Genomic DNA, 14,377 nt, shown 5'->3' on the forward strand with positions numbered 1-14,377 from the left:
TCCCCTTATAAGCATAAAAGTGTTCTACACCACCCGCCCAATCCGAATCTCACACCGCCCCAGAACCTCAACATCCCCCATATCCTGCGGCTTAATCATCTCCGGCTGGTAAAGCTCATTATCACTAATCAAATACAGCGCCCCACCGGCCAACCGCTGCACCCGCTTGATCCGCCGCTCCCCACTCACCAGCAGCAAGAAAACCCCTTCCTGTTTCGGATCGCGCGCGGCGCGGTTCACCAACACCCAATCACCATCCGCCAGGGTGCCATCCATCGAATCGCCCCGCACCTGCACACCCACGATCTGCGCCGGGTCGAGCCCCTGGGCAGCCAACTCACTGCGCGGGAACTGCAGGGTGGTCTTGATCGGCTCGCCTTCGAAGCTGCGCCCGGCACCGGCGGCGGCTTCGATGTCATACATCGGTATTGCCGCCAAGCCATTGGATAGATCAACAAGTTCGATATTCGAGGATACCGATTGGTTTCCAGTTAGAACGTACTGAACATCAACTCCTTGAGCTGCAATCGCTGTCAGATAATCGCCTTTAGGACTGCGTTGGTCTGCCTCATAGAGCATTTGAGACTTTTTAGTCACATGGGCTAGGTCGCCGAACTGGGTTTGAGACAACCCCAGTCGCTCCCTCTCTTTCCTAAGCCTCTCACCCAATGAAACCATTATGTCCTCACTACTCTTGACAAAGGTAACCGTTCGGTACCATTCTGTTGATGTCTTTTACTTCATTTCACTTTGCAAGGGAGCCACTGCCATGGCCACACCTGCTGAATCCTTACCGCGCATCACGGTGCAAAAACTCGTCGTCGATCGGACCGAAGAGCCGTTTACGCTCGACATTGCGCGTAACGGTATCAAAGGCTTCAACGCCAAATGCCCGCATACCATGACTTTTCCCGAACTGCTGGATGTCATGCGCATCGTCAGCGACCTGGGCGCCTCCGATACCACCGCCACTTTCCAGCTCGACGACAAAGTGCCTCATCGAACGTGGTCGATCTCGGCGGTTAAGCCTGACGCCACTGCATCGGCAGATGCCGCCCCGCAAACTCAGCCCTTTCAACTCAACGCCCGCCAGCAAGCCATGTGCGAGCGCGTGCTGGTTGATGTGGTCGGCGCCTTAGCGAAGCAGGGCAATAACGGCGAATACCTCAACGAGTGTGCTCTCAGCTTGGCGAATTCGTTAATGGCTGGCCTGGAACAATTCAATCATCCCCTTCCAAACCCTTGTAGTAACTAAGAAACATGCTGTGAGCATTAGTTACAGCTTGAGCGACCCCACGACCATACGCAGGACTAGAACCGGGGTTGGTTATCGTGAATGCACCGGCCCTGATTAATTCCATCGTGATCTCTTGAGCTGCCAGCTCGGGATTCATTTCCGGATTCACACGCCCTTTATCCGACATCCTCACGCCCCCCTCGGGCTATCGATAAAAACATTGGGAACCACTGCCATGGCCACACCTGCCTTAAACCAAGTTCTGCTCTTTCGCGGTATCGACGTCGAGCTGAACCGCTGCTCGCCTGCCATCCGCCAAGCCATCACCGCCGAGATCGGCGGGGCCAACCCGCTGGCGGATCTCGAAGCGCTGGAAGAGCGCATCGCCGCCGAATCCACCGGCCAACTGGCTGCCACCTTGTTGGCCAACGGCGCCGCCGCGGTGGATATCGAAGACGCCCTGGCGGAGCTGCGCGTCCACCTCGATGAACACTTCCTGCAGCGCAAGCTAATCCGCCTGTACGAGCGCTAACCCCCTCGCCCGACCGTCTCTTTCAGAGTCTTTTACTTTACTAAGGAAGCCTAACCCATGACCGCGACCAACACCATTCCCCAGAAGCCGGTTTATGCCCCCAAGGGGTGCGACAAACCCGTCATGACCTACCTCACCGAAACCGAGCGCGGCGACCTCGAGCGCATTCAACAGCTGGAGGTCCGGTCAATGTCCGCCACGGTGCGCATGCTCATGCTGCGTGGCATCGCCCAGTACGACGAAGACACTCTCTCCGCCCAATAACCCTGCGTGCTGCTGCATAAGGAACACTGCCATGCACCAAGATACTCGCCGCATTCGCCACCGCTACGCCGCCATCAACCTCGATGAGTACGAAGCCAAGCTCATCGACGCCCTGGTCGACTACACCGGCATGTCCAGGGCCACCCTGCTGCGCCAGTTAGTGCTGAAAGAAGCCCTCGACACCCTGGGCGTCGGCGATCTCGTGAACACCAGTGTGGGCCAGCGTGCTTCGTAAAGACAGGCACGAAAAAGGTCCTCAAGGAGCACTTGAAATGCCCCAGAACCACCTAGTGCTGGACGACGAACTCGAACGCCAGCTAGAGGCGGTACGCAAACAGGAAGGCCTAAGCACCATTGAAGAAGCCGCCGAGTGGCTGACCCGGCGCCGCTTACGCAAAGGCACCCAAGGGCTCACGGGCCGGGGCCGCGCCCTTTACCCCGTCGCAGGAGAACGCAGTGAGTAGCACCGATACCCAACACGCCGAGTTCAGCCGATTGCGGATCGACTGCCCCCACTGCGGCGGCCACATGAAGGTGCGCACCTCCAAAAGCGATATGTCGCTGTTGCGGGAGCTCTACTTGCACTGCACCAACGAATTCGACTGCGGGTTTCGTGCCAAGGCCCACCTCGAGTTCATCCATAACCTGGCCCCCAGCCGCTGCCCGAACCCCGACGTGAAGCTGTTCACCTCGCCCTGGGTACTCAGCCAGATGAAGCTCGATATACCCGCGGCGAACGATGACCCCTACGAGGAGGAAGTCACCGATGAGTAACGTAGCCACCCTGCCCCAACCGCCCCGCGTCCAGCCCGACCGCGCGGGCTTTGGCGAACTCCGCGCCGAGCTCCACGGCCGCGCGGCGGATCAAGACCTGGTCGACGTATGGGCCAACCTGCCCTTCGCCGAGCGCCGCCTGGTGCTCAAAAGCGCGGGCCTCAAGGAAGACGCGACCCAGCAAATCAGCGAGTTCGCCAAACCCGCCCGCGACGCGATCCGCGCCGCGATCCACCGCATGAGCGACTACGCCACTGGCCTACGCGATCAGCTACGAAACCGCACCGCCCACCCCAGCGCCGAGCTGGCCGCGCACGCCCGCCAGGCATTGGCCGAAGGCAATACCAGGGCCGCGCTGCACTGGCTCGCGCTGATCGAAAAGGGGGTCGCATGAACGTCAACGACACCATGCTCAACCTGTACCTCGCCCACGAACGATTGACCGAGCTAACGTTTAAGCTCCAAGCGCAAGGTCGCGCGATGGCCGCTTCGGAGCTCCTACGGGAATCCCAAACCCTCGGCCGCCAATTGACACAACTGGAAGGCGTGCTGGGGGATTACGCCCAAGACATTGCAGTGGTTAACGCTCAGGTGGCGAGCCAATGAGCGCGCTGGATCTCGCTTTCGCTCATAGTTCAGGTACGCCCGATTGCGGGTATTTCCTGCGCAGCCACTTCGAGCGCCTGCCCTCGCTGGCCGACCGGCTCGCCGGTGGTTACGTGTATGTCTCCAAACGCCACGGCCACGCCGCCGCCAACCGCTGGCTGCGCCACAACGTGCAAGACCTGATCGAGCCCACCGACATCTACCGCCGCTTCGAGGCCATCAAAGACGACCTCGAGCGCGGCTTCGAAGGGCTGGTCAAGCGCGGCGCGACGACCATCGCAGGTTTGAAAGCGGGCTGCGAGTGGCTGTCGAGTGTCGCCGAGCGCTTGATGCTGCGCGGCCTGAACGCGACCCACGACGATGAAGCGGTCCAGAACCACGCCGAAGCCCAGGCCACCGCGGTCGAGCGTGAGCGGAGCAAGCTGATCGGCGGCATCGCCGAGCATAACCGCCGCCTGCGCCTCGGCCTGCTGCCGCCACCGCTCAACCTCAAACCGACAAAAGCGCGCACACTTCGCGGGCAGGCGCGCGAGATCGCCTACCAGGTGGCGACGTCGCGCAACCCACTTAGCCCCCCGTTGGGCGTCATTCCATTGATGGCAGTATTTCGCTGGTACCGCGCGCCGGTAATGAGCCTGCGCGTCGTCAATGAAATGGCGCTCGACAAGGCTCGCTTTCGGGCGCGCTCGCACGGCTTCAACCCGCCGGGCCTCAAGCTTAAACCCAGCGTCCAGCTCGCCAAGCTCGAAGATGCCAACTGGTGGCGGCGTCAGCTGCGCACGCTGGCCGGGCGTCGGCTCGAGCAGGTCCAGCGCGAAGCCCACCGCGTGCACAAGCGGGCGGGTATTTACTGCAGCCACGCCACGCTGAAACGCCGCCGTGCCCAGAAAAACCGCAATACCGCGCTGCTCGAAGCGCTCGAGGCGATCAATCAGGAAGGCCAAGTGTACACCCTGGCCGAGCTCGCCGAGCTGGGCTTGTCGAACCCCAACCACCGCCGCGCCGAGCTCATGCTACGCATCAGCGACACCGAAGCGGAATCCCGCCGCCTGGGGCATGTCGGCATGTTCTACACCATCACCGCGCCCAGCCGCTTCCACCCGGTCATCTCCGAGCACAGCGTGCGCAACCCGAAGTACGACGGCAGCACGCCGCGCGATGCTCAGGCGTATTTGCAAAAGGTGTGGGCGCGCACCCGCGCGGCGCTGGCCCGAGAGAATCTGGGCATCTACGGCATCCGCGTGGTCGAGCCCCACCACGACGGAACCCCGCACTGGCATTTGTTGATCTGGATGAAGCGCGAAGACGCCAACCGCGTGAATCACATCGTGCGCGACCACGCCGAAGCCGACACGCCCCAGGAGCTGTTTGATCGCCGCGGGCGCAAGACCACCGCGCGCTTCAAGGTCGAGCGCATCAACTACGCCAAAGGCACCGCCGCCGGGTACGTGGCCAAGTACATATCGAAGAACCTCAACGGCGAGCAGTTCGCCCGCGACGGCGTCGCCAACGACGACAAAGACACCTACGGCCACGACCTCAACAGCGTGGCGCCACGTATCGAATCCTGGGCGGCCGTGTGGGGCATTCGCCAGTTCCAGTTCGTCGGCCTGCCCAGCGTGACGGTCTGGCGGGAGATCCGCCGCCTCAACGAAAAACACCAAGACGAGCTGGAAAACTGGGAGGCCGCGACCCGGCCGGATCAACGCATTGCCAATCGCTTCGAACAGATCCGCCAAGCCGCCAACGCCGGCCAGTGGGATCAGTTCCTCCGCCTAATGGGCGGCCCCAATATGCCCCGCAAACAGCGCCCCATCAAACCCTGGACGATGCCCCGCGTGGATCTCAGCCGTGTAAACGATGAACAAGCACAGTACAGCCACGGCACCGGCGAGATAGCCGAGGGCATCGAGGCCAAAGGCCGCCACGGCGAAGCTACGCCCGGCACCTTCGGCATCGTCGTCTCCGATGGCCGGGGCAACGAACACGAATATCTGACCCGCTTCTACCGCTGGGAAGTGCGCAGCAAGTCGCGCGGCCCCCAAGGGGGTGCGGGAGGAGGCGAAGCCGAGTCCCCTTGGACTCGTGTCACTAACTGTACGCAGGGGGTCGACATCGAACCCCGAGAGCCATCACCGGAAGAGAAAAAAGCCCAGCGCGAACGTCTCGAAGAGTGGAAGCGCTCAGAAATTTACCGAGCCGAAGCGGAAGACGCCTACCGCGAAGGCCAGGAAGCCAAAGAAGCGGCGCGAAAACTCTTCGCGCCGGTACCCGCATACGCCCAAAGCGAGGAAGACGAGTACTTCCCGCCCGAACTGTGTTGAGAGAAGGAACCATCATGGCAGACAACATCGACCGCGCCGCGGAAGTTACCCAGCGCGCCCTGGAAACCACGCTGGCCAACCGCACACGGCTAGCCCAACCGGCGCCGCACGATGAATGTATCGATTGCGGCTACGAGATCCCGGCACCGCGCCGCAAAGCCGCGCCTTGGGCGACTACGTGCATCGAGTGCCAAGGCATCCGTGAACTGAAAAACAGGCAAGGACGGTAAGCGATGAAAAACCCGATTCCTCAAGACTGGCGTTACGTCATCAAGTTTACGGTTCTGGCCTTTTGCGTGGGCGGCGCCTTCCAGCTCGGCGTCAGTGCCGCCAGTCACCTCAAGCCGCGTGTTGAAGTGATCGAGATCCGCGAAGTGCTCGAGGTTCACGAAGTGAAGCCGAAGGCTAAGGGGTGAGCATGGCCATTGACCCAAGCTGGGTTCGCGAGAACCCTGAAGAGGCTGCCAAACAACTCGACATGCTCAGGATAACTGGGAGCGCGGCCTTGGCCGCCTATCGCAGCATCTTCGGGCGGAGCTGTTACAACCCTTTGGATAAGCAGGCATTCGAGAAGCTGGAAAAAGCACTGGCCAGCGCGCCAGGTGAATTCCCAGTGGAGAGCAGTGAGCCAGCTGCACTGGCTCAGTCACCATCGATTCCCAAAGGGGCCACTTATGCCAGACAAGCCGCGATGCTTTGTCAGGATAGTGCCTTCCAGCTTTATCTCGATCGCCGCCGGCGAGCCAAGAATGGTATTGACGAAAGCGCCCTACCGGACGGCACCCATAATTCAGACGACGCCCGTGACTGGCTGGTCACAGCCTGCAATATCCAAAGCCGCGCCGAACTGGATAGCAACCACCAAGCGCGCCAAACGTTCCGCACGATCCGCAACCGCTTCAATCAGTGGCGGGTAAGGAGTCACTCATGAGCCTACAAAGCGTAATAGACTGCGAAGCAATCAAGGCAATTACCGGCTACCAGCGTCCAGCCGACGCGGCCCGATGCCTTCGCGAACAAGGCGTGATGGTATTCAACGGCCGCCGGGGCCCTTGGACGACCATCGACCTGATCAACAAAGCGGGCGGTATTGAAGCCGCTCCGAAACAAGAACTCAGCCCTAGCGACATACTATGAAGACACGCCCGCGTAAGCACAGCCCGGACATACCGGCGCACATCAACCAATCGAAACTCCCCAACGGGGTTTATTACGACAAGCGCGGCCGGGGCCGCTGGTACGTTCAATATCGTGATGAAGCGGGCAAGCTGAAAACCGAGCGCATCGCCGGGGCCGATGCCACCCTGTCAGAGCTGCACCGTATAATGGAGCAGCGCAGCGGCATTGATCGCCGCACCCTTCGCTATCTGGCTCAGCAGTTTCACCAGTCTGCGCAGCTCAAAGAGTTGGCCATCAAGACCCAACAGGACTACGACTACTGCCGCGCGGCCCTGCTCGAAATGCCCACGAAACTGAACAAGCCACTGGGCGACCTGTCCACCACGCAATTTTCACCAGCACTGGTCCAGCGGCTGGTGGACAGGATCGCCGCCGAGGGCACCCCCTCCAAAGCCAACCACTTGCTGCGCTACCTGCGCCGCCTGTTTCGCTGGGGAATCAATCGCGGCCACTGCGAAACCAACCCCGCCCAGGGCGTCGAGGCTGCAAAAGAGCGCAAACAGCGCCGCTTACCGGAGCTGACCACCATCGCTCGATTGAACGAGTTCGCTCAACAGCGCGGCCAACGCACGCGGGGCGAGAAAGGCGCCTGCGCGCCCTACCTCTGGATGGTAATGGAGCTGGCCTATATCTGCCGACTGCGCGGTATCGAAGTGATCACCCTCACCGATGCCAACAGCACCGCGCAAGGCGTGATGACCAACCGCCGCAAGGGCTCACGCGATAACGTCGTGCGTTGGTACCCACGGTTGAACGCCGCCTGGACGGCCGCCACCGAGCGCCGCGCCGGAATCTGGAAAGCAAAAGGAAAGGCCGTACCCATGCACCCGGAAGCGCGCCCGCTGATCATCGCGGCCGATGGCAGCGAGCTACGCAAGTCGAGCCTGGACACGGCCTGGCAACGCTTGATGAAGCTGGCCATCGAAGAGGAAATAATCACACAAGAAGAGCGTTTCGGCCTTCACGATCTCAAGCGTCGCGGCATTACCGATACGAAAGGGACACGTCACGAAAAACAGGAAGCCAGTGGTCACCGGTCAGCGTCGATGATGGACACCTATGACCTTAGCGTACCGTTGGTGTATCACCCTGGGGATGAGTGATTTAGGGGTGGGATCTATGTAGAGAACTACGGAAACAAAAAAGCCGCCCTAAAGGGCGGCTTGATCGTGTTCTGTAACATGTTGCTTTTAACCATCTTTTTGATGGTGCCGACACCAGGAGTCGAACCCGGGACCTACTGATTACAAGTCAGTTGCTCTACCAACTGAGCTATGTCGGCGCTTCGTGCTTTCTTGAACATTTGACCGATTGCGTAAAGCGAGTCAGTCAACAAGAAATCTTGTTGGCAATGGCTGGGGTACCAGGATTCGAACCTGGGAATGCCGCTACCAAAAAGCGGTGCCTTACCACTTGGCGATACCCCAACACTTGGTGGCCAGAGACGGAATCGAACCGCCGACACGGGGATTTTCAATCCCCTGCTCTACCGACTGAGCTATCTGGCCGCTGCCAACGGTGCGTATTAAACTAAAAAGTCCGCTTTTCGTCAACACCTTTGTGAAACTTTCTTTCCGATCACGTGGTTATGGCAAAGCGCCACGTTTATGGGCGCTGACCCCGCCGGGCCAAAACGCCCGCCATTCGTGGGCTAGGGCTGGCTGGGGGGCACGTAGCCTTCGGCCTGGTCGGTGGTTTCGTTATTTAAAAAGCGCTCCATCTGATCCATCAGGTATTGGCGCGATTCCGGCTCGAGCATGTTGAGGTGCTTTTCATTGATCAGGCGGGTCTGGAGCGCCTGCCACTCCCCCCAGGCTTTTTGGGACACCGTGGCCTGAATCTCCTGGCCCTGCTTGCCGGGCAGCGGCGGAAACGCAAGCGCAGGTAGTTCTTGCTGGTACTTACGACAGAAAACCGTGTTGCTCATGGGGTGCTCCTTTTGAAGTGGGAAGTCGATACCGAGTATGGGCTAGGGCCCCGGGGTCGGATCAAGTGAAAACGGCACCAGTTGACTTAACAGCGCCTTGACCGGCGCAGCCAGGCCCAGGGCAGGCGGGTCGTTGGGGTCGTACCATACGCCCTGCTCGTGCACGCCGTTCATTTCCTTGCAGCTCACCGGCTGCGGGGTGATCGAAAGCCGGAAGTGGCTAAAGGTGTGGGTGAAATCCGGCAAGGGGTGCGCTTTATGGGGCGCTTTGACCCGGGTCTGTAGCCAGTCGTCGAGGGCCTGGTAGTCGTCGAACTGAGGCAGCCCCCATAGCCCGCCCCAAAGCCCCGAAGGCGGGCGCTGCTCCAGCCATACGCGCCCCTGGTCGTCGCGTAGCATCAGCATGATGGTTTCGCGGGTGGGCAGCGTCTTTTTGGGTTTGGATTCCGGGTAGCGCTGCGGGGCGCCCTCCTGGTAGGCAGCGCATACGTCATTGAACGGGCAGATGATGCAGTCGGGTCGTGCTCGGGTGCAGAGCGTGGCGCCGAAATCCATGACCGCTTGGGTGTAGTCGGCAAGGCGCTCGTCGGGGGTGAAGTAGTCCGCCAGCGCCCAAAGCTTGCGCTCTACGGCGGGCCTGCCGGGCCAGCCGGGTACGGCGTGCAGCCGGGTGAGCGAGCGTTTGACGTTGCCGTCCAGAATGGGCGCGCGGGCGCCAATGCTTTGGGCAATGATGGCGCCGGCGGTGGAGCGGCCAATGCCGGGCAGCGCCGTGAGCGCTTCGACGCTCTCAGAAGGCAGTTCGCCGCCGTGCTCCTCGCAGGCGATGCGCGCGGCTTTATGCAGGTTGCGGGCGCGGGCGTAGTAGCCAAGCCCGGTCCATAGGTGCAGCACTTCGTCCTGGGGGGCATCGGCCAGCGCCTTAAGCGTCGGGAAGTGCTCCATGAAGCGCTCGAAGTAGGGAATCACGGTATTCACCTGGGTTTGCTGCAGCATGATTTCCGACACCCACACGCGGTAGGCGCTGCGCGGCGACTGCCAGGGCAGATCGTGACGGCCGTACTGGTCGAACCAGGTCAGCAGCCGGTGTTGAAATTCAGGGGCCGTCAGGCACGGCGTGGGCGTATCGGCCATTTAATGTTCCAGCTCCCTTTAGAGCAGTTAATGAGGTAATACGGGCGATAACAAAAGCGCCGGCCCTTGGGCCGGCGCATCAAAGGGGGTCAGTATCAGTCGAAAAGATTGCGGATACCGTTGCGCAGTTCCCGCGCGGCACCCTCTCCCAGGCGTTGGTCGATATTGTCGAGTGTTTCGCCCAGGCGCTCTTCGAGTTCACTACCGGCTTCGTCTCTAACCAGCGCTACCACCGAGCTCTGAAAGGCCTCGCGATCCAGACGGCACCACTGGGACTTTTCGTCGTCGATATGGCCTTCGCATAGCACGGGCAGCGCAAGCGCCTGTAGGCGCGGGTTGACCGAGCAGGCCGCGTCGGCGGTATCGACCAGCCGGGCGTTGGCGCGGGTCAGGAAGTTCATGCTGTTGAGGTTGAGCTCGCCGTTACCCTGCATATCGATACCCGGCAGGGTGATCAGCAGGTCGTCGCTGGTGACCACGCCGTTGCGCACGTTAAAGGTAGCGCCAAACTGCTCGAAACGGGTATCGGGCTGCCAGTCTCTGAGCGTCCCTTCGCCTTCGATGCGAGCCACCAGTTCGCACACCTGTTGAGAGACGTTGGTGTGCAAAATCGCGCCGTCGTTCAGGCGCGCATCGAGCTCGCCGTTGAGGTTGCTGGTCAGCACGTCGCGGGTGTTGCCCTGGGTCGAGAGGTCGCCCGCTATGTCCAAGCGCCCGCGAATTGGGGACTCTTCGTCGCTGAAGGTTTCGATCAGCGGGGCGACCTGCACGCCCTCTACCTGGGGGGCCAGCTGCCAGGTCAAAATGGGCTCGCGGGCGTCCAGGGTGCCGGTGGCGTTGAGCGCCCCGTCGTAAAAGCGCGACTCGAACCCGGTCAGCTGGTGTAGGCCCTGCTCGCCCCGCAGCGCAAGCTCCGGGTCGTTGAACACGAGCCCGGCAAGCTCGAGCTGATCGAGCGCCAGGTCGCCCTGTAGATCCAGCGTGGCAAGCCACGCCTGGGGCAGCAGCGGGTTTTCTTGCTGGGCCACGGCGCGGCGAATGATGCTCCGGCTGGCCTGCTGGGCGGTGACCGGACCCGGCAAGTAGTGGTCCAGGTTGAGCTGGTCGCCGGTCAAATCGAAGTTGAGCGCGCTGCCATCCAGCGCCGCGGCCAGCTCGCCGGTGAAGGTGCTGCTGTCGATGACCAGCGAAAGCTGCGGCAGCGAAATCTGCTCGAGGCTCCCCTGCACCGGACTGGTCATGGCGACATCGCTGAGTGCGGCTTCGCTGGCGGTATTGAGCTCGACCCCCATGCGTGAAAGCCAGGGGCGCAGGGTAAAGGGCGCGGCGTTGAGCTGGCCCTGGTACTGCGGGACGTCCTGAAGCTGTTCGATATTGAGATGACCGCTTACGCGCAGCCCATCAGGGCCGGTGAGCTGGGCATCGCGTAACTGGGCGGTTTGCGCGGCCCAGTCGGCATCTAAAGCAAAGGCCAGCGTCATCGCCAGGCTGCCCTGCCAGTTTTCGGCGTGGCGAAAGCCGGTTTCCAGTACGCCTTCGCTTACGCTCAGGCGCTGTTCGGCCAACCGAGCGGTCATTTCCGCGGCTCGCAGGCTTAGCTGCTGCGGCTCGCTCTCTTGCGAGGTGGTCGAGCGCGTGCCGAGTTGGAAGTTTTCGAAAACGACCTGCTCTTCGTCCAGCCCCAGCCGCATACGGGTTTCAAGGCTGACCTCGCTGGTGAATACCGGCGGGCGCTCCAGCGCTTCGGCGTCCAATCGGTTGTGCCGAGTAAGGGTGAACATCGCTTTTAACGGGAAGGAGCGCGCCGGGTTGACGTTGCTGCCGGAAATATCCAACGACTGTAGCCGCCAAAGCGACTGGCTGGGCGCGTCGCGAAAACGGATATCGGCGTTGCGCACTTCGACACTGGCGATATTGAGCACCACCGAGAGATTGCCTGCATCGACATGGGGGCCGGCGCTGGCCGGCGCCAGCACGGTTTCGGCGGTTTCGCTGTTCTGCTCGGCCAGCCGGTCCACGAGCAGTTGCCAATTGCCCTCGCCTTCGGCGTTGCGCTCGAGGTTCAGGCGCACGCCGTCCAGGGTCAGCCCGTCGACGGCGATTTCGCCGCGCAGCAATGGCGCGAAGGCCACGCTCACCTCGGCGCTGTCGACGGCGGCGAAGGAGGTTTCTTCCCGCGATTGTTCGGGCAGCCAGGCGCGGGCCTGTTCGACGCTGACGCCGATGCGCGGGTAGAACGACCAGGTGATCGGCCCTTCCAGCGCCAGGCTCAGCCCGGTTTGCTCCTCGACCACCTCGACCAGGCGCGGTTTGAAATCCTCGGGATCCAAAAAGGTGGTGACATACACCACGGCGGCCACGGCCACCATGGCCAAAATACCGACCGCGGCCAGCAAAATACGCAATAACTGTTTCATCACCCTTTCCCTTGTGGGTCTAGCTCGACATACTCGTTGGGGTCGCTTTCGTGGAAAGCGCCGTTACCGGCATTGGAAGTGGCCACGGAACTCGGCCGGTAGCCTATTTTGGAAAGCAGCACGCGATCGGCCAGCGGCAATGTCGCCGTGGCAATGCGCAGCGTGCGGCCCTGGTGCTTTGCCTGTTCGGCCAACAGTGCCATAAGGCGTGACCCTACGCCACGCCGCCGGGCGCTCTTGCGTACGCAAAGCTCGGACAACCACCAGGCGCGGTCCTCGGCCTCGAAAATGGCCACCGCCCCCAGCAGGTGTTCATTGAAGTGGGCGCAGGCAAAGAATTGCCGGTTCTCGAGGTGCTCCTCGATGAAGGGCGCCACCTCGAGGGTCTTGATTCGCGCCTGGGGGGCGTCCTCATAAATACGCTTCAAATCGAGGCGTATGCGCTCGTCGGCCTCCCACCGGGCCTGGTCAACGTAGAAAAGCGTCACCGGCATGCTGAAATCCTCCTGGCTACGGCTAAGCCGCTCGATGGGCGCCGGTAAAGCGGCAACCTTATCGCGCATTGTAGCGGATGGGGTCATCGATTCTCTATAATGGTTGTTTTGGCTCGCTATTATGTCCAAGCCCCGGGGGTTACCGAAGCCCATGCCCGCCGCCCCACTATGCGCGTAAGCGCAGGAGATGCAACATGTCAGCGCGAATTGCCACGATCAGCCGTGACACCAACGAAACGCAGATCACCGTCACGATCAATCTGGACGGCCAGGGCCATCTAAAAGGTGAATCCGGCGTGGCGTTTCTTGATCACATGCTGGACCAGGTCGCGCGGCACGGGATGATCGATATCGAGCTCGACGTGACCGGCGACCTGCACATCGACGACCACCATACGGTCGAGGATTTAGGCATCACCCTGGGCCAGGCGTTCAATGAAGCCGTGGGCGACAAGCGCGGCATCTACCGCTACGGCCACGCTTACGTGCCGTTGGATGAAGCGCTTTCCCGCGTGGTGGTGGATTTCTCCGGCCGGCCGGGGCTATTCATGAACGCCGCCTTCACCCGCGCTACCATCGGGCGAATGGACACCCAGCTTTTCAGCGAGTTTTTCCAGGGGTTCGTCAGCCACGCCCGCGTGACGCTGCATATCGACAACCTCAAGGGAGACAACGCCCACCACCAGGCAGAAACCATTTTCAAGGCCTTTGGCCGGGCGCTACGCATGGCGCTGGCCGAAGACGCGCGAATGGCCGGACAGATGCCCTCGACCAAGGGAACGCTTTAATGTCGAAGGCTGCCTGCCGGTCGACTTCGCTAACCACTAAAAGGAGCGCGTAATGACCATTGCCGTTATCGATTATGGAATGGGCAACCTGCATTCCGTGGCCAAGGCGCTTGAACACGTCACACACGAAAACGTCATCATCACCCGGGATGCCCGCCGTATTCTGGGCGCCACCCGCGTGGTGCTGCCAGGCCAGGGCGCAATTCGCGATTGCATTGGCGAACTCGAACGTACCGAGCTTCGCGGTTTGGTCGACGATATTCTGACCCGCCAGGCCAAGCCGCTTTTGGGCATTTGCGTAGGCCAGCAAATGCTGATGGAGAAAAGCGAAGAGAACGGCGGCGTGGACTGCCTGGGCTTTTTTCAGGGCAGCGTCGACCGTTTCCCCCCGGACATGCGCGACGAGCACGACCAGCGCCTGAAGGTGCCGCACATGGGTTGGAACCGCCTCACCCAGCACCACGACCACCCGCTGTGGGCGGGTATCGAAAACGACGAGCGCTTCTATTTCGTCCACGGCTACTACGTCAACGCCAGCCAGGATGCCCACGTGTTGGGCACGACCCAGTACGGCAAGGTGAAAGCCCACGTGGCCATTGGCCGCGACGCCACGTTCGCCGTGCAGTTTCACCCGGAAAAAAGCGCACGCGCGGGTCTTCGCCTGCTTGAAAACTTCGTTACCTGGACGCCCTGAGAGGATT

Annotated in this window: 21 protein-coding genes and 3 tRNA genes; 16 read left to right on the forward strand and 8 right to left on the reverse strand. The window is 61.4% G+C overall.

The genetic code is table 11. The features are described from left to right. Positions 1–24: 24 nt before the first annotated feature. Positions 25–630 carry a S24 family peptidase gene (locus ACWHRL_RS14660; protein WP_447894255.1) on the reverse strand — a complete coding sequence of 202 codons (606 nt, stop codon included), beginning with the start codon at positions 628–630 and terminating at the stop codon, positions 25–27. 139 nt (positions 631–769) lie between these two features. Between ACWHRL_RS14660 and ACWHRL_RS14665 the strand changes: the two genes are divergently transcribed. The 14 genes from ACWHRL_RS14665 (at position 770) to ACWHRL_RS14730 (ending at position 8,019) form a co-directional block, all read left to right on the forward strand. Further along, positions 770–1,255 (forward strand): hypothetical protein, encoded by a 486-nt coding sequence (locus tag ACWHRL_RS14665; protein WP_447894256.1) that lies wholly within the window; start codon positions 770–772, stop codon positions 1,253–1,255. A gap of 217 nt (positions 1,256–1,472) precedes the next feature. Further along, positions 1,473–1,769 (forward strand): hypothetical protein, encoded by a 297-nt coding sequence (locus ACWHRL_RS14670; RefSeq protein ID WP_447894257.1) that lies wholly within the window; start codon positions 1,473–1,475, stop codon positions 1,767–1,769. A 57-nt stretch (positions 1,770–1,826) separates the two neighbouring features. Next, positions 1,827–2,033 (forward strand): hypothetical protein, encoded by a 207-nt coding sequence (locus tag ACWHRL_RS14675; protein ID WP_447894258.1) that lies wholly within the window; start codon positions 1,827–1,829, stop codon positions 2,031–2,033. A gap of 31 nt (positions 2,034–2,064) precedes the next feature. After that, a complete protein-coding gene (locus tag ACWHRL_RS14680; RefSeq protein WP_447894259.1) occupies positions 2,065–2,268 on the forward strand; it encodes a hypothetical protein in 204 nt (67 codons plus the stop codon). Between the two features lie 37 nt (positions 2,269–2,305). Next, entirely contained in the window at positions 2,306–2,497 is a 192-nt protein-coding gene (locus tag ACWHRL_RS14685) for a hypothetical protein (protein WP_447894260.1), read from the forward strand. Then, entirely contained in the window at positions 2,490–2,807 is a 318-nt protein-coding gene (locus ACWHRL_RS14690; RefSeq protein WP_447894261.1) for an ogr/Delta-like zinc finger family protein, read from the forward strand. Before ACWHRL_RS14685 ends, ACWHRL_RS14690 begins: the two co-directional genes overlap by 8 nt. Further along, positions 2,800–3,201 (forward strand): hypothetical protein, encoded by a 402-nt coding sequence (locus ACWHRL_RS14695; protein ID WP_447894262.1) that lies wholly within the window; start codon positions 2,800–2,802, stop codon positions 3,199–3,201. The genes ACWHRL_RS14690 and ACWHRL_RS14695 overlap by 8 nt, the downstream gene beginning before the upstream one ends. After that, on the forward strand, positions 3,198–3,413 hold the full coding sequence (locus ACWHRL_RS14700) for a hypothetical protein (protein ID WP_447894263.1): 216 nt from the start codon (positions 3,198–3,200) through the stop codon (positions 3,411–3,413). The genes ACWHRL_RS14695 and ACWHRL_RS14700 overlap by 4 nt, the downstream gene beginning before the upstream one ends. Continuing rightward, the gene (locus ACWHRL_RS14705) at positions 3,410–5,737 is read left to right on the forward strand and encodes a replication endonuclease (RefSeq protein ID WP_447894264.1); all 2,328 of its coding nucleotides are present in this window, start codon (positions 3,410–3,412) and stop codon (positions 5,735–5,737) included. Before ACWHRL_RS14700 ends, ACWHRL_RS14705 begins: the two co-directional genes overlap by 4 nt. A 14-nt stretch (positions 5,738–5,751) precedes the next feature. Further along, positions 5,752–5,967: a TraR/DksA C4-type zinc finger protein gene (locus tag ACWHRL_RS14710; protein ID WP_447894265.1), complete on the forward strand. Its 216-nt coding sequence runs from the start codon at positions 5,752–5,754 to the stop codon at positions 5,965–5,967. A gap of 3 nt (positions 5,968–5,970) precedes the next feature. Then, the gene (locus tag ACWHRL_RS14715; RefSeq protein WP_447894266.1) at positions 5,971–6,153 is read left to right on the forward strand and encodes a hypothetical protein; all 183 of its coding nucleotides are present in this window, start codon (positions 5,971–5,973) and stop codon (positions 6,151–6,153) included. A gap of 2 nt (positions 6,154–6,155) precedes the next feature. Continuing rightward, positions 6,156–6,668: a hypothetical protein gene (locus ACWHRL_RS14720; RefSeq protein WP_447894267.1), complete on the forward strand. Its 513-nt coding sequence runs from the start codon at positions 6,156–6,158 to the stop codon at positions 6,666–6,668. Continuing rightward, entirely contained in the window at positions 6,665–6,874 is a 210-nt protein-coding gene (locus ACWHRL_RS14725) for a hypothetical protein (RefSeq protein ID WP_447529845.1), read from the forward strand. The genes ACWHRL_RS14720 and ACWHRL_RS14725 overlap by 4 nt, the downstream gene beginning before the upstream one ends. Then, positions 6,871–8,019 (forward strand): site-specific integrase, encoded by a 1,149-nt coding sequence (locus tag ACWHRL_RS14730; RefSeq protein ID WP_447894268.1) that lies wholly within the window; start codon positions 6,871–6,873, stop codon positions 8,017–8,019. Before ACWHRL_RS14725 ends, ACWHRL_RS14730 begins: the two co-directional genes overlap by 4 nt. A gap of 103 nt (positions 8,020–8,122) precedes the next feature. Here ACWHRL_RS14730 and ACWHRL_RS14735 read toward each other — a convergent pair. From ACWHRL_RS14735 to ACWHRL_RS14765, 7 genes are all read right to left on the reverse strand, one after another. Then, positions 8,123–8,198 (reverse strand) — tRNA-Thr (locus tag ACWHRL_RS14735). A gap of 70 nt (positions 8,199–8,268) precedes the next feature. Further along, positions 8,269–8,343, reverse strand: a tRNA-Gln gene (locus ACWHRL_RS14740). Between the two features lie 5 nt (positions 8,344–8,348). Beyond that, positions 8,349–8,424 (reverse strand) — tRNA-Phe (locus ACWHRL_RS14745). Between the two features lie 143 nt (positions 8,425–8,567). Next, complete coding sequence (locus tag ACWHRL_RS14750; protein WP_447529847.1) at positions 8,568–8,843, reverse strand: oxidative damage protection protein; 276 nt, start codon at positions 8,841–8,843, stop codon at positions 8,568–8,570. Positions 8,844–8,885: 42 nt separating this feature from the next. Beyond that, complete coding sequence (mutY, locus tag ACWHRL_RS14755) at positions 8,886–9,977, reverse strand: A/G-specific adenine glycosylase (RefSeq protein WP_447894269.1); 1,092 nt, start codon at positions 9,975–9,977, stop codon at positions 8,886–8,888. 95 nt (positions 9,978–10,072) lie between these two features. Then, complete coding sequence (locus ACWHRL_RS14760) at positions 10,073–12,394, reverse strand: AsmA family protein (protein WP_447894270.1); 2,322 nt, start codon at positions 12,392–12,394, stop codon at positions 10,073–10,075. Then, entirely contained in the window at positions 12,394–12,888 is a 495-nt protein-coding gene (locus tag ACWHRL_RS14765; protein ID WP_447530545.1) for an acetyl-CoA sensor PanZ family protein, read from the reverse strand. The genes ACWHRL_RS14760 and ACWHRL_RS14765 overlap by 1 nt, the downstream gene beginning before the upstream one ends. 194 nt (positions 12,889–13,082) lie before the next feature. On the opposite strand from ACWHRL_RS14765, the gene hisB reads away from it, so the two are divergent. Together hisB and hisH are read left to right on the forward strand one after the other, a co-directional pair. Further along, complete coding sequence (gene hisB / locus ACWHRL_RS14770) at positions 13,083–13,676, forward strand: imidazoleglycerol-phosphate dehydratase HisB (protein WP_447894271.1); 594 nt, start codon at positions 13,083–13,085, stop codon at positions 13,674–13,676. Positions 13,677–13,728: 52 nt separating this feature from the next. After that, a complete protein-coding gene (gene hisH, locus ACWHRL_RS14775) occupies positions 13,729–14,370 on the forward strand; it encodes an imidazole glycerol phosphate synthase subunit HisH (protein ID WP_447529851.1) in 642 nt (213 codons plus the stop codon). Positions 14,371–14,377: the final 7 nt, after the last annotated feature.

This window comes from Vreelandella sp. GE22 (assembly GCF_968212445.1).